The organism is Variovorax sp. M-6 (assembly GCF_052114385.1).
Taxonomy (GTDB): domain Bacteria; phylum Pseudomonadota; class Gammaproteobacteria; order Burkholderiales; family Burkholderiaceae_C; genus Variovorax.
In genome coordinates, this window is the sequence record NZ_JBFREQ010000016.1 from 112,557 (window position 1) to 138,715 (window position 26,159).

Annotated in this window: 28 protein-coding genes and 2 pseudogenes; 12 read left to right on the forward strand and 18 right to left on the reverse strand. The window is 64.6% G+C overall.

Annotated elements, in window-relative coordinates; all coding sequences use genetic code 11:
• Positions 1 to 11: 11 nt before the first annotated feature.
• The 3 genes from AB4Z46_RS18880 to AB4Z46_RS18890 all read left to right on the forward strand — a co-directional run bounded on the left by AB4Z46_RS18880 (position 12) and on the right by AB4Z46_RS18890 (position 1,967).
• Positions 12 to 854: a metallophosphoesterase gene (locus AB4Z46_RS18880; RefSeq protein WP_442285061.1), complete on the forward strand. Its 843-nt coding sequence runs from the start codon at positions 12 to 14 to the stop codon at positions 852 to 854.
• Positions 851 to 1,261, forward strand: a complete 411-nt coding sequence (locus AB4Z46_RS18885; protein WP_442285062.1) for a hypothetical protein — start codon at positions 851 to 853, stop codon at positions 1,259 to 1,261. The genes AB4Z46_RS18880 and AB4Z46_RS18885 overlap by 4 nt, the downstream gene beginning before the upstream one ends.
• Before the next feature lie 430 nt (positions 1,262 to 1,691).
• Entirely contained in the window at positions 1,692 to 1,967 is a 276-nt protein-coding gene (locus AB4Z46_RS18890; protein WP_442285063.1) for an OB-fold nucleic acid binding domain-containing protein, read from the forward strand.
• 66 nt (positions 1,968 to 2,033) lie between these two features.
• Here the strand turns inward: AB4Z46_RS18890 and AB4Z46_RS18895 are convergent, their stop codons facing one another.
• From AB4Z46_RS18895 to ku, 7 genes are all read right to left on the reverse strand, one after another.
• Positions 2,034 to 2,255, reverse strand: coding sequence for a hypothetical protein (locus AB4Z46_RS18895; protein WP_442285064.1), 222 nt, complete (start codon positions 2,253 to 2,255; stop codon positions 2,034 to 2,036).
• A 528-nt stretch (positions 2,256 to 2,783) separates the two neighbouring features.
• Positions 2,784 to 5,261, reverse strand: coding sequence for a DNA ligase D (gene ligD / locus AB4Z46_RS18900; RefSeq protein WP_442285065.1), 2,478 nt, complete (start codon positions 5,259 to 5,261; stop codon positions 2,784 to 2,786).
• Positions 5,262 to 5,530: 269 nt separating this feature from the next.
• Positions 5,531 to 5,776: a hypothetical protein gene (locus AB4Z46_RS18905; protein ID WP_442285066.1), complete on the reverse strand. Its 246-nt coding sequence runs from the start codon at positions 5,774 to 5,776 to the stop codon at positions 5,531 to 5,533.
• 320 nt (positions 5,777 to 6,096) lie between these two features.
• Positions 6,097 to 6,342, reverse strand: a complete 246-nt coding sequence (locus AB4Z46_RS18910) for a hypothetical protein (protein WP_442285067.1) — start codon at positions 6,340 to 6,342, stop codon at positions 6,097 to 6,099.
• Between the two features lie 288 nt (positions 6,343 to 6,630).
• Positions 6,631 to 6,813: a DUF3606 domain-containing protein gene (locus AB4Z46_RS18915; protein WP_442285068.1), complete on the reverse strand. Its 183-nt coding sequence runs from the start codon at positions 6,811 to 6,813 to the stop codon at positions 6,631 to 6,633.
• 235 nt (positions 6,814 to 7,048) lie between these two features.
• The gene (locus AB4Z46_RS18920) at positions 7,049 to 7,852 is read right to left on the reverse strand and encodes a tetratricopeptide repeat protein (protein ID WP_442285069.1); all 804 of its coding nucleotides are present in this window, start codon (positions 7,850 to 7,852) and stop codon (positions 7,049 to 7,051) included.
• A gap of 66 nt (positions 7,853 to 7,918) precedes the next feature.
• Positions 7,919 to 8,854, reverse strand: coding sequence for a non-homologous end joining protein Ku (ku, locus tag AB4Z46_RS18925; RefSeq protein ID WP_442285070.1), 936 nt, complete (start codon positions 8,852 to 8,854; stop codon positions 7,919 to 7,921).
• 721 nt (positions 8,855 to 9,575) lie between these two features.
• Here ku and AB4Z46_RS18930 point away from each other — a divergent pair.
• Positions 9,576 to 9,830 (forward strand): hypothetical protein, encoded by a 255-nt coding sequence (locus AB4Z46_RS18930; RefSeq protein ID WP_442285071.1) that lies wholly within the window; start codon positions 9,576 to 9,578, stop codon positions 9,828 to 9,830.
• A 435-nt stretch (positions 9,831 to 10,265) separates the two neighbouring features.
• Here the strand turns inward: AB4Z46_RS18930 and AB4Z46_RS18935 are convergent, their stop codons facing one another.
• The 3 genes from AB4Z46_RS18935 to AB4Z46_RS18945 form a co-directional block, all read right to left on the reverse strand.
• Entirely contained in the window at positions 10,266 to 11,273 is a 1,008-nt protein-coding gene (locus AB4Z46_RS18935) for a Bug family tripartite tricarboxylate transporter substrate binding protein (protein ID WP_442285072.1), read from the reverse strand.
• Positions 11,274 to 11,313: 40 nt separating this feature from the next.
• On the reverse strand, positions 11,314 to 12,414 hold the full coding sequence (gene add, locus AB4Z46_RS18940) for an adenosine deaminase (RefSeq protein WP_442285073.1): 1,101 nt from the start codon (positions 12,412 to 12,414) through the stop codon (positions 11,314 to 11,316).
• 95 nt (positions 12,415 to 12,509) lie between these two features.
• Positions 12,510 to 13,466: a LysR family transcriptional regulator gene (locus tag AB4Z46_RS18945; RefSeq protein ID WP_442285074.1), complete on the reverse strand. Its 957-nt coding sequence runs from the start codon at positions 13,464 to 13,466 to the stop codon at positions 12,510 to 12,512.
• A 362-nt stretch (positions 13,467 to 13,828) separates the two neighbouring features.
• On the opposite strand from AB4Z46_RS18945, the gene AB4Z46_RS18950 reads away from it, so the two are divergent.
• Both AB4Z46_RS18950 and AB4Z46_RS18955 read left to right on the forward strand, forming a co-directional pair.
• A complete protein-coding gene (locus AB4Z46_RS18950) occupies positions 13,829 to 14,236 on the forward strand; it encodes a hypothetical protein (protein WP_442285075.1) in 408 nt (135 codons plus the stop codon).
• Between the two features lie 381 nt (positions 14,237 to 14,617).
• Positions 14,618 to 14,926 (forward strand): hypothetical protein, encoded by a 309-nt coding sequence (locus tag AB4Z46_RS18955; RefSeq protein WP_442285076.1) that lies wholly within the window; start codon positions 14,618 to 14,620, stop codon positions 14,924 to 14,926.
• A 14-nt stretch (positions 14,927 to 14,940) separates the two neighbouring features.
• Here the strand turns inward: AB4Z46_RS18955 and AB4Z46_RS18960 are convergent, their stop codons facing one another.
• From AB4Z46_RS18960 to AB4Z46_RS18975, 4 genes are all read right to left on the reverse strand, one after another.
• The gene (locus AB4Z46_RS18960) at positions 14,941 to 15,180 is read right to left on the reverse strand and encodes a hypothetical protein (protein ID WP_442285077.1); all 240 of its coding nucleotides are present in this window, start codon (positions 15,178 to 15,180) and stop codon (positions 14,941 to 14,943) included.
• A 59-nt stretch (positions 15,181 to 15,239) separates the two neighbouring features.
• Positions 15,240 to 15,701 carry a tyrosine-type recombinase/integrase gene (locus tag AB4Z46_RS18965; protein WP_442285078.1) on the reverse strand — a complete coding sequence of 154 codons (462 nt, stop codon included), beginning with the start codon at positions 15,699 to 15,701 and terminating at the stop codon, positions 15,240 to 15,242.
• A 463-nt stretch (positions 15,702 to 16,164) separates the two neighbouring features.
• Entirely contained in the window at positions 16,165 to 16,539 is a 375-nt protein-coding gene (locus AB4Z46_RS18970; protein ID WP_442285079.1) for a type II toxin-antitoxin system VapC family toxin, read from the reverse strand.
• Complete coding sequence (locus AB4Z46_RS18975; protein WP_442285080.1) at positions 16,536 to 16,742, reverse strand: type II toxin-antitoxin system VapB family antitoxin; 207 nt, start codon at positions 16,740 to 16,742, stop codon at positions 16,536 to 16,538. Before AB4Z46_RS18975 ends, AB4Z46_RS18970 begins: the two co-directional genes overlap by 4 nt.
• Before the next feature lie 686 nt (positions 16,743 to 17,428).
• Here AB4Z46_RS18975 and AB4Z46_RS18980 point away from each other — a divergent pair.
• The 3 genes from AB4Z46_RS18980 to AB4Z46_RS18990 all read left to right on the forward strand — a co-directional run bounded on the left by AB4Z46_RS18980 (position 17,429) and on the right by AB4Z46_RS18990 (position 21,003).
• Complete coding sequence (locus AB4Z46_RS18980; RefSeq protein WP_442285081.1) at positions 17,429 to 17,782, forward strand: DUF2934 domain-containing protein; 354 nt, start codon at positions 17,429 to 17,431, stop codon at positions 17,780 to 17,782.
• A 540-nt stretch (positions 17,783 to 18,322) separates the two neighbouring features.
• Complete coding sequence (locus tag AB4Z46_RS18985) at positions 18,323 to 18,928, forward strand: isochorismatase family cysteine hydrolase (RefSeq protein WP_442285082.1); 606 nt, start codon at positions 18,323 to 18,325, stop codon at positions 18,926 to 18,928.
• Positions 18,925 to 21,003 carry an NAD(+) synthase gene (locus tag AB4Z46_RS18990; protein ID WP_442285083.1) on the forward strand — a complete coding sequence of 693 codons (2,079 nt, stop codon included), beginning with the start codon at positions 18,925 to 18,927 and terminating at the stop codon, positions 21,001 to 21,003. The genes AB4Z46_RS18985 and AB4Z46_RS18990 overlap by 4 nt, the downstream gene beginning before the upstream one ends.
• Positions 21,004 to 21,103: 100 nt before the next feature.
• Here the strand turns inward: AB4Z46_RS18990 and AB4Z46_RS18995 are convergent, their stop codons facing one another.
• Positions 21,104 to 21,385 carry a c-type cytochrome gene (locus AB4Z46_RS18995; RefSeq protein ID WP_442285084.1) on the reverse strand — a complete coding sequence of 94 codons (282 nt, stop codon included), beginning with the start codon at positions 21,383 to 21,385 and terminating at the stop codon, positions 21,104 to 21,106.
• 33 nt (positions 21,386 to 21,418) lie between these two features.
• Here AB4Z46_RS18995 and AB4Z46_RS19000 point away from each other — a divergent pair.
• The 3 genes and pseudogenes from AB4Z46_RS19000 to AB4Z46_RS19010 all read left to right on the forward strand — a co-directional run.
• Positions 21,419 to 21,725, forward strand: a pseudogene (locus tag AB4Z46_RS19000) (FdhF/YdeP family oxidoreductase); the annotation flags it as partial.
• 190 nt (positions 21,726 to 21,915) lie between these two features.
• A pseudogene (locus AB4Z46_RS19005) lies at positions 21,916 to 22,026 on the forward strand (formate dehydrogenase accessory sulfurtransferase FdhD); the annotation flags it as partial.
• Positions 22,027 to 22,130: 104 nt separating this feature from the next.
• Complete coding sequence (locus tag AB4Z46_RS19010) at positions 22,131 to 22,403, forward strand: formate dehydrogenase accessory sulfurtransferase FdhD (RefSeq protein WP_442285085.1); 273 nt, start codon at positions 22,131 to 22,133, stop codon at positions 22,401 to 22,403.
• 163 nt (positions 22,404 to 22,566) lie between these two features.
• On the opposite strand, the gene AB4Z46_RS19015 is transcribed toward AB4Z46_RS19010, so the two are convergent.
• The 3 genes from AB4Z46_RS19015 to AB4Z46_RS19025 all read right to left on the reverse strand — a co-directional run bounded on the left by AB4Z46_RS19015 (position 22,567) and on the right by AB4Z46_RS19025 (position 25,913).
• On the reverse strand, positions 22,567 to 22,818 hold the full coding sequence (locus AB4Z46_RS19015) for a hypothetical protein (protein WP_442285086.1): 252 nt from the start codon (positions 22,816 to 22,818) through the stop codon (positions 22,567 to 22,569).
• Positions 22,819 to 22,846: 28 nt separating this feature from the next.
• On the reverse strand, positions 22,847 to 23,125 hold the full coding sequence (locus tag AB4Z46_RS19020) for a hypothetical protein (protein ID WP_442285087.1): 279 nt from the start codon (positions 23,123 to 23,125) through the stop codon (positions 22,847 to 22,849).
• Between the two features lie 358 nt (positions 23,126 to 23,483).
• Entirely contained in the window at positions 23,484 to 25,913 is a 2,430-nt protein-coding gene (locus tag AB4Z46_RS19025; protein WP_442285088.1) for a catalase, read from the reverse strand.
• Between the last annotated feature and the right edge of the window lie 246 nt (positions 25,914 to 26,159).

A 26,159-nucleotide genomic window follows, 5' to 3' on the forward strand; every position in this document is an offset into this window, starting at 1 on the left:
CAGGTGAAGCCATGAAAGCGTTGGTCCTTTCCGACCTGCACCTCGAGTTCGAGCCCTTCGAGCCGCTTCCGAAAGAAGAGTTTGACGTGGTGATTCTCGCAGGGGACATCCACATGCCCGGTCGACGCGGCATCGAATGGGCTGAGACGCTCTTCGCCGGCAAGCCGGCGATCTACGTTCCCGGGAATCACGAGTACTACGGCAGCCGGATGGACCTGGCGCAGTCGGAGGCCCGAGCTGTGGCGACTGGCGGCCAGGTGCATCTGCTAGATGGCGGCGAGGTCGTGATTGACGGGGTGCACTTCCTCGGCTGCATGCTCTGGACGGACTTTGAGTTGGCGATCCAAACACCCGAGGGTCGGCGACGAGACGCCGGGCTGGCGATGAGGAGAGCGACCAACCTTATGAACGACTACACCCTGATCCGGACCGCCGACGAACTCGCGAAACCAGGTACTTGGCGCAGCCGTCAAGGGCGAAGGCTGAGGGCGGAAGACACGCTCAGGTTCCATCAAGGCCAGCGAACCTGGATGAGAGCGAAACTCGCGGAAACATTCGCCGGACCCACCGTGGTCGTCACGCACCATCCACCGCATCGTGACTCGCTCGCGAAGCGCTACGCCGACGACTGGGTTTCGGGCGCCTTCGTCAATGAACTTCCCGAAACGTTCTTCGACATACCAGTGCTCTGGGTTCACGGGCACACACACCAGAGCTTCGACTACCGCATCCGCTCGTGCCGCGTCGTATGCAACCCCCGTGGCCACGTCAATTGGAGCGGCAGGACGGAGAACCAGACGTTTGATCCCGGTCTGGTACTCCAATTGCCAGACTGCAGTGGTGGGCTGGCATGACCAAGGATCTCTACGCCGCGGTCTCAGAGACAGAAGCCTTGCTTCGCGAGGGGAAAAGGTACCGTCACGAGCGCTTGCAAGCGGCTGACATGATCACCGTCACCGAGGCTGCCTCGCTCCTGAACGTGGATGCTTCGACGATTGCCACGTGGATCAATGGCCGCCGGTGCATTGGGCTGGCCGGCCTCGACGGAACGCTGAGGATGCCCCGTTGGCAATTCGAGCCGTCTGTCTGGTCAGCGATTCAACTCGTCGGCGGAGCTCTGGGCACGGAGGAGCCGTGGCCGATCCTCGACTTCCTTGAGACGCCGACTCCTGCGCTGGAAGGATTGACACCGCGAATGGCCCTCGAAAGAGGTACCGCGATCGAGCGTGTCCTCGCCGCGGCTATCGACGACGCGCACTGATCAATGATGAAGCTTCTGATCCTTTCTAATCTTCATGCGGAGTTCGAGAGCTTCGAGCTGCCGAAGGGCCTGGACTACGACGTGGCCCCCGACAGGCACTTGAGGTCGTGGGCATCGACCTTGAAGAACTCAGGCCGCATCTCGTTGACGGGCCGCGCTGATGCGTTGCTCGGCCTCGCCGGCCGGCGGCCCGATGCGGTGTGGGCCGCCAAGGGCGTGGACACGCGCCCGACGAAGATGCTGCGCGAGGCGCGCACCTTCGAGGATGAGATGCGGCTCCCGACGCCGGAGGAGGGGTCCGAGATTGCTGATGACTACGGCTCCTTGGGCTTGAGCCTGCGCCGGCACCCGCTCGCGATCAATCAAGCTCACCGAATGGGGCATCAAGAGCTCCGAGGATCTGCGCGTTCGCGCGAAGGATCGCCAGAAGGTGCGCGCCAGCGGGATCGTCACGCAACGGCAGCGCCCGAGCACCGCAAAGGGCGTCGTGTTCGCGACCCTCGAGGACGAGACCGGCACGGTCAACATTATCGTGTGGCCGCAGGTCGCGGAGGAACAGCGCACGGTCCTGCTCAGCGCCAAGCTGCTGAGCGTGGAGGGCACCTGGCAGAGCGAGAAGGGCGTCCAGTCCCTGGTGGCCGCGAAGCTGGTCGACCACACGTCTTTGGTGGGCACGCTGCGCACGTCCAGTCGAGACTTCCGCTGAGGGGAAGCCGCCGTCCTGCTTATTTCACGCCCCCAGCCGATCCGAGCCGCGACGCTCCAACCGGCCCTATGCGACCAAGTGGCGGCCGCCCGACTCTGCTATGGCCGCCGCCGCCGCCGCCCAGGAAACCTTGCCGTTACGAACAACGAAGCTCACGCCTTGGCGGGCGCCCGGATTTGGCGTCACCAGAACGTTCACGCTATAGCCAGCGACCGTCACAGCCATGCCGGTCTTGAGCACCTCGTTCTCGGCGTCTCGCAAAATCTTCAGCGCTGTATCTTCAGTCATGCTTCATTCTCGATGGTGCGGCTACGCATTGGTGTGCCAAGTGGCGAAGCTCCAACGATTGCTGCAAGGCAATGTGAGCAAGTGTGGAAGTTGTGCCGCCCCTGTACTGCGTTGGCGCACCGGTTTTAATCTGCGACAGCCGGCGACCGGGCGTCGAGCAGAACCAGATCAATGACTTGCAAGCGGTTCAAAGCTCGAGCCGTGAATTTTTGTCTGGACATGCGCGCGATGAGGCTCCTCAGCAAGCCTTTCAACTGGTAACGCATCCACACACTGCCAAGCGTATCTGAGTTAAATCAGACGGCCCGAGCCAAGTCATGGCCCGTTGAAGAAGCTTCGACTCATCCATCGCCGAGCGTCTTGCTCTGGGCCACACGGACTGTTGGCGCTAAGGGCGAACAGAGACCTGCCGGGCTCGCCACAGTGCCGCCACCACAGTGCCTCGGTTCCGTCCCGCCCTAAGCATGAAGCGTGAACACCCATTGAAGCGCTCCCACCCCGAGAATGGCCGGATGGGGACAGGTGCATTCAATCCCGAAATCCCAGCGCGCGCATCGCTCGGGTCAGTGCGGCTGCGGACATGCTGTACCCACGCCACGGCTCATTCCCCTTGTCCAGGCGCATATGAATGTTCCGTACGTTCCATTGCGTCCCACCTGCGACCTTCGCCAGTTCATCCCACGTGATCGGCACTGATACGCCCAGCCCCGGCCTTGCGCGCGCCGACCAGGCGGAGGCCGTCGTGGCGCCGAAACCGTTGCGCAGGTAGTCGATGAAGATCCGGCCCACCCGGTTTTTGGGCCCGCTCTTGGCCACGAAAAGCTGGGGGAGCGTCCGCGCCAAGTGCATGACGATCGCCTGGGAGAAGTCCTTGACGGTGTCCCAGTCGTAGAGCCGCTTGACCGGCACCACCACATGCAGACCCTTGCCGCCGCTGGTCTTCGCGAATGAGGCCAGGCCAAGTTGCTCCAGGAAGACGCGCACCAGCTCGGCGGCCTGCTGAATCTGCGCCCACTTCACGCCTTCGCCCGGGTCGAGGTCGAAAGTCATCCGGTCCGGTTTCCCGATCGCCGTCTTGACCGCGTTCCAAGTGTGGAACTCGATCACGTTGAGCTGGGCGGCTTCGAGCAGTCCCTGAGCAGTGGCCACCTCGAGCAGTTGGCCGTGCCCGGGGTAGAGCGCCGGGTCAAGCTGGCGCACGCCGGGGATCTCGCCCTTGTCCAAGTGCTTCTGGAAGAACAGCTCGCCGGTGATGCCCTCCGGCGCTCGTACGAGCGACACAGGACGGTTTTTCAGGTGTTCGAGGATCAAGGGCCCGACCAGGCCGTAGAAGCGCACCAGCTCGATCTTGGTGACGCCGGTGGACGGGTCGATCACGCGGTCAGGGTTCGAAACCCGGAACTTGGCAGGCAGTGTGTGCTGGACCCCGGCGCGGGCGGCCGGCCGCAGGTGAAGCGGCACTTCCCGAACGACTGCCTTGGCAGGCTTGTCCTCGCGCAGGCCATGCAAGACGGGGCCCCGGACGTGGCCGCTCTTCGTCCATTCCGCGAAGCTCACCTCGACCACGAGCTCCGGCTTCACCCACTGCGCCCCGCCGGCGGACACGTCGATAGCACCCTTGAACGGGCTGGCAGCCGCGGCCAGGGGGGCCAGCTTCCCCTGGAGCAGGTCCACCAGCTTGCCGCTCAACCCAGACCCGGCGCTGCCTGTGTAGACCAAGTCGCCGGCGTCGTCGTGCACGCCCAGAAGCAAGGCGCCGATGCCGGCCCTGGTGCCGCGCTGGTAGGTCCACCCGCCGACCACGAACTCCTGCCGCTGACGGCACTTGAGCTTGATCCAGTCGGGGGAGCGGCTCGATGTGTATGGGCTGTCTTTGCGCTTACCGATGATGCCCTCCAGCCCCAGCTTGCAAGCTGACGCCAGGATGTCCCGCGGCGCGCCCGCAAACGCCTCGCTGAACCGCAGCGAGTCTGGGGCGTCTTCGAGGAGCTGCTTCAGCCGCGCGCGCCGCTCGACTAGCGGAACCTGGCGCAGGTCCAAGCCGTCGTGGTGCATCAAGTCGAACAGGTGGTAGGTGATGTCCTTGGTCTGGGCGTTGTCGAACCCAGCCTGGAGGGCGCCGAAGTCGGGCAGCCCTTGCTCGTTGAGCATGACGATCTCGCCGTCGAGCCAGCACGGCGCCAGCTTCATCGCAGCGATGTCCCGCACCAGGTGCGGCATCTTCTTCGACCAGTCGTGGCCATTCCGAGTGAAGAGCCGCACACCAGCCCCATCCACCCGCGTCAGCATCCTAAAACCGTCCAGTTTGACCTCCATCACCCAGTCGTCGCCAGTGCTTGGCGGCCCGTCGGCCAGGGTGGCCAGCTCGGGCGCGATCTTGGCGGGGAGGGCGCTCTTCTTCGCCCCGACCAGGCTGCCCGTCGAGTCGGTGGGAGCTGCCGCGCCGGCGGGCGGCGGCAGCCCGGCCACGCTGTCGGGCATCTCGTCGACCACGCTGAACTCGCTGGCCGGCCGCACGAACTGGTCGCGCTCCTTGATCAACAGCCAGGCGTCCTGCTTCTCGTCCTTGCTCTTGATCCGCACGAGCACCCATCTGCCCCGGAGCTTGTGGCCATAGAGCTCGAACTTGAGGTCGCCGCCCTTGAGACCCTTGTGCGGGTCGCCGACTGGCACCCAGATGCCCTTGTCCCAGATCACAACCTTGCCGGCGCCGTACTGTTTCGGGGGAATCGTGCCCTCGAAGGCGTTGTAGCTGATCGGATGGTCCTCGACGTGCACAGCCATGCGTTTGTCGGCCGTGTCGTAGCTGGGGCCCTTCGGCACGGCCCAGCTGAGCATCACGCCGTCGAGTTCGAGGCGGAAGTCGTAGTGCAGCCGGGTGGCCCAGTGCTTCTGGATCACGAAATGCAGGCCGGCGGCGGCGGACTCGCCGCCCTCAGCCGGCTCGGGCGTGACCGCGAAGTTTCGCTTCGCCTTGTACTTTGCCAGCGGAGGTGCGGTTGCCATTGGCGAAATGTACGGGCGTCGCGCCCCTGGTGTGAAGGCCAATGCCGTCTTGTCGAGTGGGCTGCTCAAATGCTGGGCTAGGCGGTGGCGGCATGGGCGGACCTAGACGCTCGGCAGGCTCCTACGTCGCGGCGACTGGTCTGGATGGAATCTCCAGTTCCGAAAGGAGACGCTACCAGTACCCGCGTGAAGCAATCCGCCCCGTCGTGCAAGCCTTTGAAGTGGGGCGCGGCGGCGCCCTAGCCGCCCGGGCCCGGCCGGACGCCAGGTTACTGCCTGGCGCTGTCGTCCCCTGCGGCTTCCTCGGTTTGGGCCGCATCGGTGCCAATGTCCGGCGTGCCGGGAAAACCGGATTTCTTGTTCGCCTCGCGTCCCATCCGGCTGCCCTCAGACGGAGGGTCCTGCCCGATCTCGTGGCTCTGCTCGATGTTTTGCCCGGAGGCCGGTCCTCGGTCGCCCAGCCTTGCCTCTTGGGCCGGCGGGGGTACTGCGGTGGGGCGTTTGGTGTCAGTCACGGAGAGCTCCTTGTGCAAAACCATAGCGTGGCCATGACGCGATTGATCGGGAGGTGGATGTTCGCCCACCTCAATGTAGGTGAGCACCGATTTCTGCGGCCCGGCGGGCGGTCTGCCACGCATCCAGCAGCCTCGCAGGTAGCGATCACCTCCGCTCGATCGCCGTTTCCGTCGCGAACCCGATCCGGGCGTCTTTCAATGGGTGTTGATCGAGAGGACAGAGGATGCGTCGCTCGGGTGAACGCGACGGCCATATGGCCCCGCGGAAAAGTGGCTCTCGATGCTCCCACAGAGCCTCAACAGGCAATAGTTGTTGCAGTTCATGCGCGAGGGAGCGAAGGCAGCGCTGCCGCGCCCCCTTCGTCGTCGGCAATAGGTCGCGCGAGGAGTGCGGTCATCGCAGCCATCGCCTCGTGAATGTCTCCGAACACAAATGGCAGGTTCTCGCCGTCGAGTCCGACGAGTTCATAAACCAACCTGCCGTCGACCTTCGCGACTTTGTAGACGCAGTAGCCACCTGCCGACGCAATCTCGTCGCCATCATGGACATGTCGGTGTTTTCTCATATCGAGCCTCCTCGGAAAGAACCGTCAGCATGAGCGCGCCACGCCTAAGGCCGTTCGTTCTGTGCAAGGCACGTGTCGCGGCGCCGATGAGACGCAGTAGACGCAGTTCCAGCGATGCGGCATCTAGCGGCGGGCCGAACTGCCAATCCAGCCGGCGCCGAGGGCAGCAAGGAATTGTCGACCTAGCGGGCTTGTCGCGCACCATGACCCTGACCCTGGGCTCCAAAGGCTGATTGCCACCTTCATGGAGTCGTTTGCCGTGTCAACCCCGCTTGTTCCGCCGGCGGATCACTCCTGCGACGCGAGATGTTCGCGCACGGCGGCGACGTGATTGCCGACCTTGGAAATGGTATCTCGCAGTTTCGCCTCAGTGCATCGAAGCTCCTTGCACCAGTACTGCAACTCTAGAGAATCTTCCTCAAGGATCCGACCCGGATCCAGTGGCCGGAAATTTCTCAGGTCATCAGGCATACAGCCTCCTCAGGCAGTGTGGCCGGACCTTTATAGGCTCAAGCGAACCGATCTGCAAGGCGGCGGACAGCGCGAAATCCTCCCGCCTGAGCGTCCGCTGCCGACCGCCACGAAGTTCCGCTCCGGGGCCCAAAGCTGACCTACAACAGACACACGCTCACTGCCGGAAAGCGGCCGATAGTCTCTCGCACGGGGACGGCTGAAGCATGGTGTGCCGTTTACCCCGTGACTGCTTCTACCTCGACAGTCGCCGGTACGCACTGTAGTGGCGAATCGCACCCTGTCTGTTGCCTAGCTCATCGTAGAGCCTGCCCACGTTGAAGTGCGCATCGGCAAGATTCGGATCGAGCTGCAGCGCCAGGTCATAACTCGCCAGGGCCTCCTCGAATCGATTCAGGTCCTCAAGTGCCACCGCACGGTTGAAGTAGAGGATGGGTTCCTCCGGGCGGTTCTCGATCCCCTTGGAGAACACCTGGACCGCCTCATCGCAATCGCCGCCGTCACAGAGGAGCGCGCCGAGATTGAGGTAGGCGTTGGTGTAATCCGGTGCGACGGCGATAGCCTCCTCGTAGAGCCGCCGCGCTTCCGCGGCGTCGACCGACTCGAGGCACTCCGCGCGCGTGAACAGGACCTCTGGCGAGGGCGTCGGCGCCGCGGCGGCGGGGCGGCGTGCGGCCGACAGATGCCGCACGACGGTCACCACACCGCCTTTCGGCTCGAGCTCGACGTCGAAATCCATCAGAAGCTGCCCGCTCTCAGCCTCCCATTGCGAGTTCCGATCGCGCACGGCGATGTCGTTGCCCACGGCGGTGATGCGAAGGCCGGACAACGGAGCCTCGGAAGGCAGCTGATCTCTCAGCCGGCGCAGCGATCGCAAGATCTTGGCGGTGGGGATGCTCGCGGAGCGAAGCTCATGAGCCGTGCGCAGCAGCATGACATCCTGGAACGAGAACAAGTAGGCTTGGCGCGGCCCGCGCGCGGGCTTGACGAAGCCAAGTTCGACCAGGCGGACGATCGCGTTCCGGGAGAGGCCGAGCATCTCCTGAACGCGTCGAAGCGTATGGGACTCCAGAGCTACCTCCCGCCAGCTTTGTAAGCCGCCAGCTTACTTCCTGGCGCGGGTGCGTGTCGGCTCCGCAGCGGTTTCCGCGGTCTTGGGAGCGCGACGAACACCTTTGCGCTTGGCTCCTATCTCTGCGACGTTGTCGGCGGCTCCGGCGGCGGCGGGCTTGGCCGCAGCCGGTGCCTTCGTCGCAGTGGCGGGCTTGCGCTTCAGACTGGCCATGAGCGCCTCGGTGAGGTCGATCACCTGGGCGCCAGCTTCCTCTCCAGCGTGCGGCGAAGCGACGACCTCCTTGCCTGCGATCTTGGCGTCGATGGCTGCCAGGATGCGCTTCTTCTCTTCGTCCTCGAACATGGTCGGATCGTAGGTGTCTTCCGAGATCTGGTCAATGAGCTGCAGCGCCAGCTTGAGCTCCGCCGGTGTCGGCTGGGTGTTCTCGATGTCGAGGTCCGCCAGCGAGCGAACCTCGTTCGCATAGAGCAGCTGCTGCAACACCAGGCCGTCTTCGGCGGCCCGGACCTGCACGACGTATTGTTTGCCCTTCCACGCCCACTTCGCCAGCGCGCAGCGACCGCTCTCGCGCATGGCAGCCCGCAGGAGGCTGTAGGGCTTGCCGCCGCGCTTGTCGGGCGCCAGGAAGTAGGCCTTGTCGTAGTAGATGGGGTCGACTTCCTTCTCGGGGATGAACGACACGATGTCGATCACATGGCTGGAGCCTTCCTCGAGGGCCTTCAGCTCCTCTGGCTGGAACAGCACGTACCGGTCCTTCTCGAATTCGTAGCCCTTGATCATCTCGTTGCGCGGCACCACCGTCTTCATGTCTTTCTCTGACACGTACTGCTGCTTCACGCGGCTGCCGTCCTTGGCGAGGAGGTTGAAGCGGATGGTCTCCGAGGACTCGGTCGCCGAGTAGAGCTTCACCGGGATCGAGACGAGTCCGAAGCTGAGAGAGAGCGAAGCGATGGAACGTGCGGCCATGGTTTCCCCATCAATGCGGCGCGATCCGGCCGCTGGAAGTGGAAACTTGCCACGTTTGGCACCGCTGCGGAAGAGGTGCGCGGCGCGCGAGTCACGTCATCCTCTGCCGTCTGGCAGGATTTCTGAGCGAAACGGAGCAAATGTCGCGAATCAGACGCCGTCAGCCGCAGCGTGCACTGGCGCCTGGGTCCTCGAGGTCAATCGCCTAGCCGAGGCAACCCAGTAAACGGCGCCCCCGCGTCCGGGTACGGTCGAAGGGTGTTCGGGTCGAGGCCCCGGCTCCGGTCGCAGTTCAGATCCTGTCCGCCTCCCGGGCCGATCGCCTGGCCCCCGCCGGGCTCAATCGAAAGTCCGCCGCCGGGCCCGATCGGACATGCCGCCATCTGGGCTAATGGATTGACCACCACCGGGGCCAATGGAGTCACAGCCGCCCGGCCCGATCGAGCCCGGCACGCAATTTCGCCAGGCCTGCGCCGACGCACAGGGACGCGACCGCGGCAAACGCCGCCGCTACCGCCAAGGTCCCAAGGGGTGAACGTCGCGCCATGTTGCTTCACCAGTGAGTCTCGATGGCGCAGCATACAGGCCGGGTACAACGCAGCCATGGCGCCGATGCAACGTCCGCGCCCCAGTTCCGAGCAGAACGTCACGAGGAGCCGGGGCGCCAGCATACGTGCGTGGCCCGATTCCGCCGAAGCCCGAACGGCCGTAGGATCCGTGCGTGAGCGCCACCGAAACCATCCCGTTCGTCTACGCGCCTGAAGACTTCGACGCTCGGATCTTGCGCGCCGTGCGCACACCGGGCGTGGAGGGAACGGCCGTCTTCGGGCGGACAGCCGACGGCTGCACTCGGGTGGTCGTGACGATCACTGGCGAACCCGAGCCGATCCGAATCGCCCGCGCCAGCCTGCCGTTGGAAACCCAAGCCCTCGGCGGCGATCAACCGAAAGCGATCAGGCCCCGACCGAAGACGTGACCGTCAGTTCGAGATCTTGCTGGCGGCTTCGTGAAGCCAATTGAGGATGGGTTCGGCCAAGGGCTCGACCGGGCCCGTCCAGATAGCGGCGCGTAGCGGAGTCAAAGTTGGATGGCCGGACGACAACCGTGCCTTGCGCGATTGCTGTCGAGCTTGCTATTTTGATATGCATGTAACTCGCATTCGACGACCCCTCGTCTCGTGAGTGACCGCCCCCATGTTGCGGTGCCACTTCCGTTCCGGTGGTCTTGCTCGATCACGTTGTTGAGCTACTTGGACGATCGCCGCTAGGTGGTGTTTCAACGACAGATGATGAATGTGGACAACCTGGCATTGCCGAGTGCTTCCACACCGAGGCGCTCCACGGATCAGAGCCCATCGGACATGACGCTCGGCAGAAGCTCGGCCCTCCTCGGCCGACCCCGACCGACCCGGCTACTCGGCCTTGATGTTTCCCTTGGCGACAATCGCGCCGAACTTGCTCTCCTCATTCTTGAGGAACGCAGCGAATTCCCTCGGTCCGGCACCGATTGGCGTGACGCCACTATCCTGAAAATTCTTCCGCACGCTGGGGTCAGTCAACACTTGGCCCAGCGCGGCATTTAGCTGCTCGACAATCTGCGTCGGCGTGCCCTTCGGCGCGAAGACACCCTGCCAAACCGTCACGTTCGCTCCGCGCCAGGCTGGCACGCTGGTCAGTGGTAGCACCTCGGGCATGGCCGGGGACGGCTTGTCCGACAACACGCCGTACACGAGGATCTTTCCTGCGCGAGCCTGCTGCATCACCATAGACAAAGGCAGCACAGCCAGGTCTAGCTGACTACCGCTGAGATCGTTCACGATCTGCGTGCCGGCCCGATAGGGCACGTGGAGCATGTCGACGCCGCCTTGCTGCTTGAGCAGTTCGCCGCCCAGGTGCAGCGAGGTGCCTATGCCGGAACTTGCGTAGGTGTATTTGCCCGGCACAGCCTTCAGTTCTGCATAGAGCGCCTCGCTGGTCTTCGCTTGCATAGTGGGCTTGCCCACGAGCACCAGGGGCTGTGACCCCAGTAGGGTGACAGGCATCAGATCAGCCAGCCCGTCGTAGCGGACGGTAGAAGGCGTGACCATCTTCGCGATGACGATAGTGCTTTCCACCGACAGTAGGAGGGTATAGCCGTCGGGCTTGGCGCGCACAACTTTTTCCGTGCCGATGACGCCAGCAGCGCCCGAGACGTTCTCAATAACCACTGGCTGCCCGAGACGCGCTGACAGCTCGGGTCCGATCCAACGCGCCATGACGTCCACGTTGCCGCCGGCAGCGTAGGGCACTATGAGGGTGATCGCGCGCGCGGGCCATGCGCTCTCGGCCATGATGGGCGGCGCCGAGCACGCGAGGGCAGCGAGTGCAAGTGCCGCTACCAATTTGCGGCGGCGGGTTTTTCCAGCAGTTGGGAGTCGCATCACAGATCCTTGCTTTCGGCTTTGGTTTTTTTGGCGGGGGTCACTGGGTTGTGGACTGCGTGGCTTCGAGCACGGCGATCTCGCGCTCGAACTCGGCGCGCAAGGCCCTCTTGGACGATCCGTCGAGCCAGCATGCGTCCACGCCAGCCAGACTGAAGGCACGTGCCTGCGCCCACCCCCAGCCGCAGCCCTCGAGCACGGTCGCGTAGGAGTGCGAAAGGTCGGTGTGGAACATCGCAGGGTCGTCAGTGTTGAGGGTCAGGGGCAGGCCTGCGTCGACCATGCGTTTCACGCCTTCTATGCGCTGGCGCTGGCGCCGCACGACGCTCGTGACCCCGCACACGCAGAAGTACACGCCGCGATCGCGCGCGCGGCGCAAGCCATCTTCGCTCGCGAGCAGGTTGTAGCCGTGGTCAAGCCGGTCGCAGCCCAAGTGCTCAATGCACGCGTCGACATTGGAAGGCGGCGCCTCCTCCAGTGTCTGGTTGTCCTCGCAGACATGGGCCGTTCGGCGCAGTCCGGCCTGTCCGGCGCGCTGGAAGAGCGCCGCGAACTGGGCAGGCGGCCCTTCGCGCTCCGGGCCGTCCAGGCCCACGCCAACCACCAGGTCCGAGCGCAGGCCGACTATGTCGTCCATAGCGCGCTCGGCGCTGTCAAGTGGCAGGCCGCGATCGAATGAGGCAATCAGCAGGCCCGAGCAGCCGAAGTCGCGTTGCGCGGCATGCAGGCCGGCAGTCAGTCCCTCGACCTGCACCCGGTAGGGAACGGCAGTGGGCATGAAGTACTGCGGGTTAAAGGACATCTCGATATGGCGCGCGTTGCTGCTGCGCGCCGCATCCTCCACGGCTTCGTAGGCCACGCACTCGAAGTCGGCGCTGCTGCGCACGGCCTGCGCGGCGATGCGCAGCACGCCGATGAAGTCGTAGAAGTCGCGGTAGGTGTACAGCGTCTGCACGGGCCGCGGCAGAGGCAGGTCGTATTTGCTCGCGAGCCGCGCAAGCGTGGCCGGGCGCATTGTGCCGGCCATGTGGAAATGTAGATCGACCTTGGGAAGCCGAGCGACACGGGCGAGTAGCTCGGTCGGAAGCGGCGTGGCCGAAACACCGTGTGGAATGGTGACGTCGGAAACGAGGGGGGACATGGGCAGCAGCGTCGGTTGGAGTGTGTGCCGCCACCTTATCCACGCCTGCCGCCGACACCCAGCGCTGCGGTGTGTAGCGGGTTATGACGCCATTGTCATGACCTTGGCCGGTGGGCGAGTTCGCGCGCGGCGGCAATCAACTCGTTGCGCATCCAGCTCATAGCCTGGTTCTTGTGCGTGCGCTCGTGCCAGACCAGGCGATAGCGATGCGGTTTGATCTTGGCAGGGAACGGCACGAGCGCGAGCGGGTACCGCTCGGCAAAGTCCTCGGCCAGCAGCCGACCGGTAGAGAAGATGAGGTCGGAACGTGTGAGGATGGCGGGTGCCATGCTCAGAAACTGTGTGTGCATTGCCGTGTGTACCGACACGCCCAACTCCGCGAGCTGCGCATCGAGAATGGTGCCCTGCCCCGGCACGTGCTCTAGCGAGGCGAGGTGCCGCGCCCGGCGATAGTTTTCGAGTGTCAACGGTTTACCCAACAGCGGATGGCCCCTGCGCATCAGGCACACCATCGGCTCGGTCAACAAGCTTGCCGCGCGCAGATGGTCCGGGAGCTCGGGCCAGATGGTGATGACCATGTCGACCTCACCGTCCGCGAGCTGCCGGTAGTGCTCGAACCGAGAACCCAGGCCGCGTACGACCACGTCGCACTCGGGCGCCTGACGGCCAACCCGCTCGATGATGTCCGCGAAGAACCAGTGCGGCAAGAAGTCGTAGGTCGCGATGCGAAAGCTCTGGCGCATCTTGCCGGGCTCGACTGGCTTGGCCTCTGAGGTGAGCAGCGACATGTCTGCAAGAATGCGGCGGGCTGGCGCAACCAGGGCCTGCGCCCTTTCAGTGAGCACCATTCGGTTGCCCACGCGGATCAGCAGTTCGTCGCCGGTCAACTGGCGGAGCACCTTGAGGTGGCGGCTGAGCGCGGACTGCGCAACGCCCAACTTCGCGGCAGCCTGCGATACGCTGGCTTCTGCGAGCAGAGCATGGAGGGAACGTAACAGCGGTTCATCCAGCCGACGGTCAGTTTCGCCAATTTCAAGGGGCACGATGCTCACGCGAAAGAAGTAGGGGCCGCTCGAAGTGCGGACGGGCCCTCGATTTTGCCTGCGGATTCATGCAACACACTGATGACTGCCGTAGGCAGACGGAGCGTTGCACCGACCGGTTGAGCAACCGGGCGAGTGCCGCCTTGCGTTGCGCAAGGCCCGGTGGGCTGTCCCGCAGGAAGGCATGGCGCTGCCGTTGCAGTGCGGCTAAACCGTCGGTGTTCAACGGGCTCGAGTCCTCAGACATGCGGGTCTCAGGGTTTGTCGATCACTCGTCGCGACCCGGGTGCAACAGCGTGGGCGCGGAAAGCGCGCTCTGGAACGCTGGCACGTACTCATACTACACCGGCCTTCCCAGATTCAAGGACTTGATGAACTGGACAAGCTGCCTTCGCCCAAGCGGAGATTTGCAGCTTCGGCGCTGCGATAGGCGCGAATCGGAAGATCGGTCGGAAGATCTCTTCCTGAAGGATGGCAGCGTCATCAGCGGGATCGCGATGACAAGCACCGACGACATCGCGGGTTTCATGCGCGCCTTGGGCAACCAGGTGACCGAATCGAACCCATTCGAGATCCCGCTACGAATCGTGCCAGGCGACCGCATCGAGTCCCCTTATGTCTCCCGATTGCGACTCATGTGGGCGTCCATGCACGCCGAGGTCGTCAGCACCTTCTCGCGGGAGGAACCGGGCCTCCCCAGGGACGTTCCTACGGTCATGCAGGCGATCGAAGACACCGATGCGTACCACTCGCTTTCCATCGGGTCACACCTGAACTGATCCGCCGCGTTGCCGCCGGAGCCTGGAACGAAGACATCCACGAGCAGGACCGACAATCAGGAGATGCAATGGCGGCCCACGGCTATTGGCTCGCGCACAACGAAGTCACGGCGTCCCTTCAGAAAATCTTCGCGGGTGCGAACGCAGGCGACGTCCTCAAGAGCGATCACAGCAGTTGGTTCCGAGCCATGTTCTCGCCGAGCGTCACGGCTGGACTTCTGTCGCCGCGCGACCTCGCAGGCTACCGCGGCCATCAAGTCTACATTCGCAACGCCCAGCACGTGCCGCCGCCACGTGAAGCGGTGCGGGAGATGATGCCCGCTATGTTCGAGCTACTGCGCGACGAGCCATCAGCCGCGGTGCGTGGTGCTTGGCCACTTCATGTTCGTTTTCATCCACCCGGACATGGACGGCAACGGGCGCCTTGGGCGATTCATCATGAATACGATGCTCACCTCCGGTGGATTCCCGTGGACAGTACTGCGTCTCGAAGATCGCGACCGATACATGGACCCGTTGAACGCCGCGAGCGGCAAGAGCGACGTGAAGCCGTTTGCGGCATTCGTTGCCCAGAGCCTGGCCGCGGCAAAGAACATGCAGGCCGAACCTCCGTTCGATGCTGCCTTGGACACCAGCATCGAGGAGGTCCGATCCGCAGAGCCCGCGCAGCTGAGGTTATTCTTATGCTAGCTCGCCGGAGCCTTTCAAGCGTCCCCGCGCCCGTCGCCTGCTCGCTCGTTGGCCCATTTCATTGCAAGCTCTTTCGCACGTCCAAGCGCCTGCTGCGCTGTGTCAAATCTCTCGGGGCCCAAAACGAGGGTCCGAATGTCGTTGCAAGGTGGCGCCTTGTAGCGAACTGTCGCCTGAAAGGCTCCTGAGGGCAGCTGCTCGCCGCTGCACAGGAAATGCCATCCCTGGAAGTCGAGGGTTTCCATCTCGTCCATCTTTCCCTCCGATCCCATTGCTTAATGGATGAAGCTTCGCCGAAGGCAGCCGAGGGCCGCTAGATGTCATCCGGACTCGGCTTTCCCGAGTCCATCATGCGCGCCAGCGCGCTCGTCTGCGCAGCGCCCGCTCGGAAATAGCCGGACACGACGTCCACGCTACGGTGACCGGTCATGGCCATGGTCTCCTGCAAGGGGAGGTTCCGCCGCCCGGCCTCCGTGACGAAGCCAGATCGCAGCGAGTGGGCCGAGAAGTCATCGCCCACGCCGGCGAGCTTGCAGCGCGCCTTCACGATGTCGCGGATGGCCGTGCCGGTGAGGGCATCCTCGCCCAGGCGCCCGGCCTTGTTGATCCGGCGGAAGAGGGGTCCTGAGGTGATTCCACTGGCCTTCAGCCAGGCTTCCATGGCTTCCGCGGCCATGCCCACCACCGGCTTCACATCCTCGGGCTTCACCTTTCCGGTGTGGTTGGTCTTCGAGGCCGCCGGACGACCAGGCGAAGAGGAGGAGGGCGCGGTCACGCTTTCCCTTGAGCGAGTCGTCGCAGGTCTCCAGGACCGCCTCGAGCGGCTCCTTGGTCAGGGCCCGCTGCTTGTGAGGGGTGGCGTTGCGCTTGGCGTAGGCCTTTCGCGTCTTGCTCAGAAGAGCCTTCACCGCCGAGTCGGTGCAGGGGTTGGTCTGCTTGGCCAGGTGCACGGCCAAATGGCCCATTTGGTGTCCTTTGTCGTCGGAACTCATCCGCCACCTCGCAGCGCACGTTCCAGCAATGAATCCGGCGCGGGCGTGCGCTCCGGCCTCACACTCGGCAGTGCCAAGGTTGCGCTTGCCCGGTTCCACCAGGATCTCCCTACAGGCGAGCCCTGTCGCGCTCGTGAGCTCCCGCGCGGTCATGATCCCGCCAGCGTACCGCGCCAGCAGCAGGTCCAGCTGCGTTGGATTCTGCGAGGGAATTGGCTTTAGCAATTCGGTTGCCATGTCGGGCTGTCAGTGGAGGCCATGTGCGACGTCGAATCGCTGCGCAAGTTCCAGCAGGCGCCGGTCACGGGTCCATAGCCGTGCGCCTGGGGTGATGAGGGTCGACGCAAGTAGCGCCATGTCGACCAACCCGCACCCGAGTCCGTAGAGCTTTTCGCGCTCGATCAATTCGAGCACTTCGTCCAATGTGGCCTGATTGCACGACCTCAGCAGGCTCAGGCTGCCAAGCGTTTGCTCTCGCGGAGAGGGCGGGGTTCCACACGCCAGTTCAACGATCACCATTGGATGGGTCAAGGCGAGGTCCAAGCCCACCAGGTTTGCGAGGGCGGCGTTGCCGCTACGGAAATGGTCGATCCAAACGGAGGTGTCGACGAGCACGCTCATGGCGAGATCAACTCGCCTTGACGGCGCGGGACGTCCTTGATGTCGGGGGAAGTGCCTCCGAGCGCAATGAGGCGCTTGCCCGCCTGAACACGAACGAACGTGCGGATTGCCTCTCGAAAGATCTCCGCCTTGTCCATTTCGGGATCGGCCAATTCAAGGGCCTTCTCGAAAAGTGAGTCTTCGATGGTGACGGTGGTACGCATGGCTAGCCCTGAATCACTGATGATACTATTTTGCATCAATTTTCGCATCTTTGCTCCAAACCCCTTAGACCTAAGCGCGGGCCGTCCTTGGCGGCTGGACGCTCGAGCTAGCTAGATGCGTTTCGGATCGGCAGGGCGGAGCATGCAGTTCTGGACTTCGATCCTCCCGAGGCAGCACCGCTACGACATGACGAAGGGAAGAGTGCACTCGGCCGCAAGGTGAGGGGTCCACACACCCGTGCAGCCACGCGCCGACCGGATTCCGCCGCAAACGAACACAGCGCCGAAACGCCGTGCGTCGGCTGCTTCGATTTTTTCGACCTGCGCGATCATGAACGTAAGCGAAATCTGAGAGCGGCAGCTCGCTTGCGGCGAGGCCGTTTTTAATGATTGCATCCAGCTACGGACGGGGCTAGTTCTACCGTCGAGCAGGGCGCTTGCCTGGTCCGCTCGGGACCTGCGTTCCTCCTGCTGCCGTAGGCGCAACACCGACTACGTGCGAGGGCTGCATTGCTTTCGGGTGCAGGCGGGGCGATGGCGCTCCATACCCGACCCGGGAGCGATGCGCGCGGGACAAACCCAACATCCACACGCATGATGATCCGAATTACAACGGCAACCGCAAGGGCTTCTGCTGCAGGGGTACCGTAGTCGCGGCCACCTCTCACTTCCCTTAGGAATTTGCCATGAACCCGCAAGACCTGCAGAACCGCGCCGAGTCGGAGCGCGAGGCCGTCAAGAACAATATGAAGCGAGCCACCGAGACCGCGCCGGCAGAGTTTCGAGACGAGGCAAACGAGAACAAGGTCGTAGAGATCGGCGACGACCTGACGAACAGCCCGATCCAGGGCATTGACCCGCACCTCGACGCTTCACGGTTAGGTATGGCGGACGCCGACGCCGATCGCCAAGCGCGCATCCGGGCGGCAGCTTATGCCGTGTGGGAAAGGCACGGCCGGCAGGCTGGCCATGAGTTGGAGGACTGGCTCGAGGCGGAACGGTCGCTCGATCCTAGGGCCAACGATCAGCGCACCGACTAGCCAGCTCAGCATGGACCGCGACCGCCAGGGTACCAACGTCCGGCCTTCAGCCCCCGCTGTCTAGGTCGGACCTTCGCTCGCTGCGTCTATCGACGCGGCTGCATGGCCGAAATGAGCTCCAGTCGCCCGACGCACGTCATCGAACTGGCCCCGCCGACTACCACGCCCGCGCCTCCCGGTTGATCCCGATCGCGCGACACCGGCGTGACGAGGCGAGAGAGTGATGCCATCTCGCGCCCCATGCAAGAGTGCTACCAAGCTCGGCGCCGTGGGAGACGCTCAGCGCGAGGTTTGGACCCTCACAGTGGACCCCATCCCGGCACCGCCGTGAACCAGATCAGGCGAGCAGAAGGTGCTCACGATCGCCTAGGACGCGTGCTGCGCTTCCCCAGATGCCATGGGCCATGAGTGGCGGACAGGCGTGAGATTCACTGGATGGCGACCCGCGCTGCGTATGCGTGTTTTGCGCGTGAGCGCGCGATTCCTACACCGGGAGGCCCACGCCGGTGATAGCGTAAACATCCGACAGATGCGAGCGCCATGATGTCTTCCGAACAGCCTCCGCCCATCGCCCCGGAGACTGCCGCCGGTGGGATGGCGCTGCTGGTGATCGACATGATCAGTTGCTGGGATTTCCCCGACGCCGACAAGTTGCTTCCTGGTGCCCGGCGCCTCACGGCACCCATCGCCGCGCTGACGGCGCGCTGTCGCAAGTGCGGCGTGCCGGTGATCTACGCGAATGACAACCGGGGACGCTGGCGGTCGGACTTCCCGGCGCTGGTCGGCCTGTCGATCGAGTCCGGCGGCCCGGGAGCCACCATCACCCAGGCGCTCGAACCGGCAGGCGAGGACTACTTCGTGCTCAAGCCCAGCCAATCGGCATTCTTCGGCACGCCGCTCGAGCTGCTTCTCCGGCACCTAAATGTGCACCGCATCGCGGTCACCGGCGTGGCCAGCGACCAGTGCGTATTGGCCACGGTGCTGGAAGCCCGGATGCGCTCGCTCGAAGTGGTCGTCCCGCGCGATTGTGTCGCGACCCAATCGGAGGCGCGCAACCGGCTCGTCCTGCGGCAACTGGAAGAGGTGCACCGGGTGCCCACCACGCCGGCGTCTCGCATCCGTCTCGTCCGAAGGCCATTGCCATGACCACCGAATTGTCTGAATTCCTTGATCCCCGGAGCCATGGGTTCGTACGCGTGGCCGTCGCGGTGCCGCGCAATCGCATCGCGGACCCGATATTCAACACCGGCGAGACTATCGAGCTCTATCGAGCGGCGAGTGCGGACGGCGCCATGGTCGTGGCGTTTCCCGAACTGGGTCTGTCGGCCTATACGTGCGATGACCTGTTCCACCAGGCCGCCTTGCTAGACGGCTGCGAGGGCGCCCTTGCAAGCGTGATGGCCGCCTCCCAAGGGCTCGCGGCGTTGGCGATCGTGGGGCTGCCGCTGCGGGTGGACCATCGCCTGTACAACGTTGCAGCCGCCGTGGCCGGCGGCCGGCTGTTGGCCGTCTGGCCCAAGACCTACCTGCCCAACTACGGCGAGTTCTACGAGGCGCGGCAGTTCAGCGCCAGCGCCAGTGTCTTGGCGACCGAGATCGAGTTGTGCGGCCAGCGCGTTCCCTTAGGCACCAACTTGCTGGTGCAATGCCGGCAACGGCCATTGCTGAAGCTTCATGCAGAGATCTGTGAGGACGTCTGGGTCCCCATACCGCCATCGAGCTACGCGGCGCTCGCGGGCGCCACCGTGCTGGTCAACCTGTCGGCTTCCAACATCACGATCGGAAAATCCGAGTATCGCCATCGTTTGGTGAGCCTGCATTCGGCGCGCTGCCTGGCTGCCTACCTGTATTCCTCGGCCGGCATCGGAGAATCGACGACCGACCTCGCGTGGGAGGGACAGGCGCTGATCTACGAAAGCGGCGAGATGCTGGCCGAGAGCGAGCGCTTCAGCAATCGCTCCCACCTGATCGTGGCCGACGTCGATCTCGAGCGACTCTCGCGCGAACGCATGCGGCAGAACTCCTTCGGCGTCTCCGCGGAGCACCACCGGCAGGCACTGGCGGGCTGGCGCACGGTGGCGTTCGATGCTGCAGAGCCGGCGCCCCTGTCGCGTCCGGCGCTGCAGCGCGCCGTCGAACGCTTTCCCTATGTGCCGGCGGATACGCGCAACCGGGATGAGCGCTGCATGGAGGTGTTCAACATCCAGGTCCAGTCGCTGGTGCAGCGCCTCGAGGCGGCTGGAATTTCCAAGTTGGTGATCGGCGTCTCGGGCGGGCTCGATTCGACCCATGCGCTGCTCGTATGCGCGCAGGCCATGGATCGTCTGAGGCGGCCGCGCGCAGACCTCCTGGGCTTCACGATGCCCGGCTTCGCGACCACTGGGCGCACACTGGGGCAGGCGCATGCGCTGATGAATGAGATCCGCTGCAGCGCGCGCGAGATCGACATCCGACCGAGCTGCCGGCAGATGCTGGCCGACCTCGGGCATCCGTTTGCCGACGGCGTGGCGCAATACGACATCACTTTCGAGACCGTGCAGGCGGGTGAGCGCACCAGCCATCTCTTTCGCCTGGCCAATCACCAGGGCGGCATCGTCGTCGGGACCGGGGACCTGAGCGAGCTCGCGCTGGGCTGGTGCACCTACGGTGTCGGCGACCATATGTCGCACTACAACGTCAACGCCAGCGTGCCGAAGACACTGATCAAGCATCTGGTGCGCTGGGTCGCGGAGAACGGGCAGGTCGGCCGGCCCGTCAGCGACGTGCCGCAGGCGATCCTTGCCACGGAGGTCAGCCCGGAGCTGGTCCCGGCGGAGGACGTCGGCGCGGAGCAGCCGGGGCAGAAGACCGAGGACTTCGTCGGGCCCTACGAGCTGCAGGATTTTCATCTTTACTACACGCTGCGCTATGGTTTCAAGCCGAGCAAGGTGGCCTTCCTCGCCTACACGGCATGGCACGACGCCTCGCTGGGCCGCTGGCCAGACGCATCCGGCGAGCATCACGCGTACTCATTGGCCGAGATCCGCAAGCACCTCGGCACCTTCCTCCTTCGCTTCTTCAAGACCAGTCAATTCAAGCGCTCCTGTGTCCCGAATTCGCCCAAGGTGGGTTCGGGCGGATCGCTCTCGCCACGCGGCGACTGGCGTGCGCCGAGCGATGGCGAGGCGGCCGTCTGGCTCGCGGATCTGGCGCGGATTCCCGACGACGCTCCGCCGCCTTGAAGCGCGTCGCGCAGGGGCCCGCATCGTCGGATTCGGCAACGCGATCGAGGGCCGCACGGTTCGGTGCCCCACCGGCGCGCAGGCGGGGTGGAGGAAGGTCTCATTTCTCGAGCTTTCGGCGCAACGTGGAGACATCGTTGGTCGTCACCGGGCAGGCGTCGTTACCCCAGCCCTGACGCACGAACGTGAGTATCTGGGCCATCTGCACATCGGTCAGGGTTCCCGCGACTGCCGGCATGCGTTGCGGCGCCGGACCCTTCGCAGTCTGCGGGCTCGTCCCACCCTCGATGGTGATTCGGATCAAGGAGGTGGCATCCTCGCTGAGGAGCGAGGGATTGCCAGCCAGCCGCGGGAAGGTGTCGGGCGCACCGCGCCCGTCCATCCGATGGCACTGCGCGCAGAAGACCCGGTAGGCAGCGACGACCAATTCAACACGACGATCTACAGCCTGGACGATCGCTTCCGCGGCATCCACGGAACTCGCATGGTGCTGCTGGGGAACCCGGACGACGTGCTGCGACTCGGGCTGGCCGAAGGAGGATCCGTCCCGGCCCGAACGGCCGTCGACGACGGCATGGTGCGGGAGTTCCGGGGGCTGCGGGTGACCCCCTCCGACATTCCGCGCGGTTGTCGGTTGTGTTGCGGGTTACTACCCCGAATGCAATCCGCAGAGCAAGGTGCCGGCGTCGAAGTCGGTCCCGGTGCGCTTGCGGCCGATGTAGGAGGCGACATGATCGACGAAGCCGAACTCGCCAGCGCGCGCGTCGGAGCGCCACCCGGTGGGCGCGACGGGGGCTGGCGCGTTGTTCGGCCATTCCGGGGCGTGGCTTCTGCGCGGGGCCGCCGCGGGAGGAAGCGGTCATCGAAGAGACGCCGGTCGCCTTCGTCTACAAGGGGATCTCCCATGCGGTGATGCTCGCCTCCCCGACGCATCTGGAGGACCTGGCGATCGGCTTCAGCCTCACCGAAGGGATTGTTGCGTGCGCCGGCGATATCTACGACAACGAGGTGCTCGAAGGGTGCGGGGGCATGGAACTGCGCATCGACATCGCAGCCGGCCGCATGGCGGCGCTGACGATGCGGCGCCGCGCGCTCGCGGGGGCGCACGGGCTGCGGGTTTGTGCGGCGTGGAAAGCCTCGCGCAAGCCATCGAGCCCATCCGAAGCGTGCGCTCCGGCGGCCATGTCGGGGCCGACGCGCTGGACCGCGCGTTTGCGCAACTCGATGAGCGGCAGGAGTTGCACTGCGCGTCGGGCGCGGCGCACGCGGCCGGGTTCGCCGACTGGCAGGGCCGCCTGTGCCTCGTGCGCGACGATGTCGGGCGCCACAACGCCCTCGACAAACTGGTCGGCGCGATGGCGGCGGCAGGACAGCGGGCGACGAGGACATCGCGCTGGTGACAAGCCGGGCGAGCTACGAAATGTGCACAAGAATCGGCCTCCTGGCGGTGCGCGCCAACGCGCAGGCGGGCATCACCCTGGTGGGCTTCGCCCGGGCCCTGCAACCTGGTGTACACCCACCGGGGGCGGACGGACTGCCGGTGAACGCCGCGACGCGCCCGCCTCAATGAGGTGCCGCGATCGACTCCACCGTCGTCCAGACGTCCACCTTGGCTTTGGCCAGGCAACGCAGGCGGTCGCGCACTTCCTTGGACCGGGCGCGGGCACTCCCGAGAGAAATCCGGCCCTTGAACTGGTCCTTCTTGAAGAGATCGGCATGACCAAAGACGTGAGCACCTGCCTTTTCGACCTTGATCGCGATGGCAACGTCGCGATAGACGATGGGCTCTGAAGTTGCTTTCATTGCTTCCTCCATCAAGAAATATGCGGGGCGCCGGACGACTCTACCCTCCAACGGAATATCCGCCCCCGGCGTGCGGCGTCGGTGGGGTCTCCCCTGGCAGAGAGAAGCGCGCAAGTTCCTCCCGGCCCTTCTGCGTGATGGCCAGCACCTGGGCGGCTTCGGCTGTGGTCGAAGAGCGGGAGGCGTTCGGTGCTGGAGGAGTGAGCGCGATCACCAGGCCGGCAGCGCGCAGAAGCCTGATCTTGTCGATCTCCGGGGGCGTGCGGAAAGTGGCGGGCAAGGGCGAGAGCGAAAGCTCTCTGAGCAGGTCCATGGCCATTTCGGGGTCCTCCTTTCACGATGACCAAAGCGAGCAAGGCACTAGATAGAACCCGCAGCGCCATCCGTCAAGAGTCGGAAACCGCCCGACAAGAATCTCGCAATTTGTAGCATGACCACCACCTTTCGGAAGTCCCGGGGAAATCCCCCGTACAGGCGAAGGCGCGCACAAGTTCTTTCACTCCGCCTGCTTCATCTTGGATTGAGATGGCCAGGCGCCCCCAATGAAGAGACAGACCCAATGCTCGACGACAGCTCGCTACTCTCCCGTGCATCGCTTCGCGGCTGAGCAGTTCAGATTCGTCAGCGTCGGCGAGTTCCTCCATAGGCGCGGAGAAGGCTGAAGCATCTCGCTGGATTCAGGTTGCTGGCTTAGGCGGATTGTTCTCGCGTCCGAAGTGCCGGGGCATGCCGATCGCGCGGATGAAATCGGCGATCGCAGCGTCGGAATCTGCGGCGTCGGCCAGGATCAACCCCGGGTCTGCGCCGCCGTCGGGCAGCGTCATCGGAATCTGCGCTTCAGAAAGCAACGCCTGCGAGGCGCCGAGGGCCAGGATCGTCTTGCAATGCCAGTATTGGGTACGCACGAATTCCAGCGTGTGGGCGTCCGCGTCCAGCGCTTCCACCGCGCCTGCGCCATCCGGGAGCACCAGGGCGTCGAACAGGAAGCCGGGCGCGTTCTCCATCGTCGCATCCGCCGCGAAATTCTCGCCCCCGATGCCGACACAGGTTCCTAGCCGGGCGCTGATGAGGCGCGGCACGGCGCCGGCGGCCACCAGTGCCGACACCACTTTCCCGAGCGATGCGCCTTCGACGCCCTGGGCGATGAGCACCGCGACCTTGCGGGTGCGAATACTGCCGTCGCCGGGCCGCGCCAGGAGCGACAAGGCGGGGGAGCTCCGGACCTCCGGGGTCGCAGGGTGTTCGAGAGCCTTGGGCAGCGGGGCCGGAAGGTCCATCCCCAGGTCCTGCGCCAAGCGGGCGGCCAGCTCGGGCGAGGCGTTGATCAGGCTGGCCACCATGCGCTCGCGAATGGCGGGCACGGTGACCTTCGAGAGTTCGAAGCGGAAGGCGTTGCCGATATGTGCCTTCTCGGCCTCGGACTGGCTCTCGAAGAAAAGCCGGGCCTGCGTGTAGTGGTCGGCGAATTTCTCAGGCTTGATCCTGAACTTGTCGGCGCTCGCCTTAGCATCGATGCGCCGCGCCACGCTGGTGAAACCCTGGGCGGCGCCGGCCTGGAACGGACAGCCGCCGGCCAGTGAATTGGGCTCGTAGGCGACACGGCCCCGGTGGATCGCCTGGCGATGCATGCCGTCGCGCTGGTTGTTGTGGACCTGGGCCACCGGCGCGTTGATAGGAAGCTCGTGGAAGTTGGGTCCGCCGAGCCGACTGATCTGCGTGTCGACGTAGGAGTGAATGCGTCCCGCCAGCAGGGGATCGTTGGTGAAATCGAGTCCAGGCACGATGTGCGCCGTGCAGAACGCCACCTGCTCAGTCTCAGCGAAGAAGTTGTCGGGATTGCGGTTCAGTACCATGCGGCCCACCAGCTGCACCGGCACCAGCTCCTCCGGAACGATCTTGGTCGCGTCGAGGATGTCGAAGCTGAACTGTTCGGCTTGCTGCTCCGTGAAGACCTGCAGGCCCAGTTCCCATTCCGGGTATTCGCCGGCCTCAATGGCCTCCCACAGATCGCGCCGATGGAAGTCCGGATCGGCGCCCGAGATCTTCACGGCCTCTTCCCAGACCTGGGAGTGCGTGCCGAGCTTGGGCTGCCAATGGAACTTGACGAGGACCGACTCTCCATCCTCGTTGACCATCCTGAAGGTGTGGACGCCGAAGCCTTGCATCATCCGGTAACTGCGCGGGATCGCGCGGTCCGACATCAGCCACATGAGCATGTGCGTGGACTCTGGCATCAGCGAGACGAAATCCCAGAAGGTGTCGTGGGCGCTGGCGGCTTGCGGCATCTGGTGGTGCGGCTCGGGTTTCACGGCGTGGACCAGATCCGGAAACTTGATCGCGTCCTGGATGAAGAACACCGGCATGTTGTTGCCGACCAGGTCCCAGTTGCCTTCGTCGGTGTAGAACTTCACGGCGAAGCCGCGCACATCGCGCGCCGTGTCCTTGGAGCCGCGCTCGCCCGCCACGGTCGAAAAGCGCACGAACACCGGTGTGACCTTCCCCGCTTCCTTGAATGGCGCGGCCTTGGTGAACTTCGTGAGCGGTTCGTAGCATTCGAAGAAGCCGTGCGCGCCGGAACCACGGGCGTGCACGATGCGTTCGGGGATGCGCTCGTGATCGAAGTGGGTGAGCTTCTCGCGCAGGATGAAGTCCTCCAGCAGGGCGGGACCCCTTGCACCGGCCTTGAGCGAATTCTGGTTGTCGGCGATAGCGACACCCTGGTTGGTCGTCAGCTTCTGCCCGGCCGAATCGACCCGAACGCGATCGAGCGTGTCGATCGTCGCGTTGACGCCTTCGAGTGCGGCCGTTCCGGTCTTGCCCGAGAAGTTCTGCTCGGACAGCGTGCTCACTCCAGTCAACCTCGAAGGCGGAGACACCGTGACGCCCACCGGGGGAGTGGCTGCATGGGCCTCGCCATGTTCCAAGGGCTTGTTCGCGTTCGACTTCATCCCGGCCACCAGCGCCTGGGTGTCGACAGCCTTGCGGGTCGGCGGATCGCCTTTGCCGGCGGCAGCGGGTGCGGGCGTGGCCGGACCGCTGTCAGTATTGCGCGCCGCGGAGCGGGCCGCGTCGAGTTCGTGGGAAGGGGGCGGTGCTTTCTTGGCCATGGTCATCCTCTGGAGGTGGGACGGGCAGGCTAGGCTTCGAGGCATGTTGGCCCTGTAGGAGACGAGCGAATCCAATCGTCCCGTTGGTCGACGGCACTGCGCCTCGATTCCGCGCATGGAAAGCTCTGAATTGCGACCATTGGCGCTGGTCACGGGCGCCTCGTCCGGCATTGGCCTGCAACTCGCGCGGCTGGCGGCGCAGAACGGATTCGATCTGATCATCGCAGCCGACGAACCGCTGAGGGC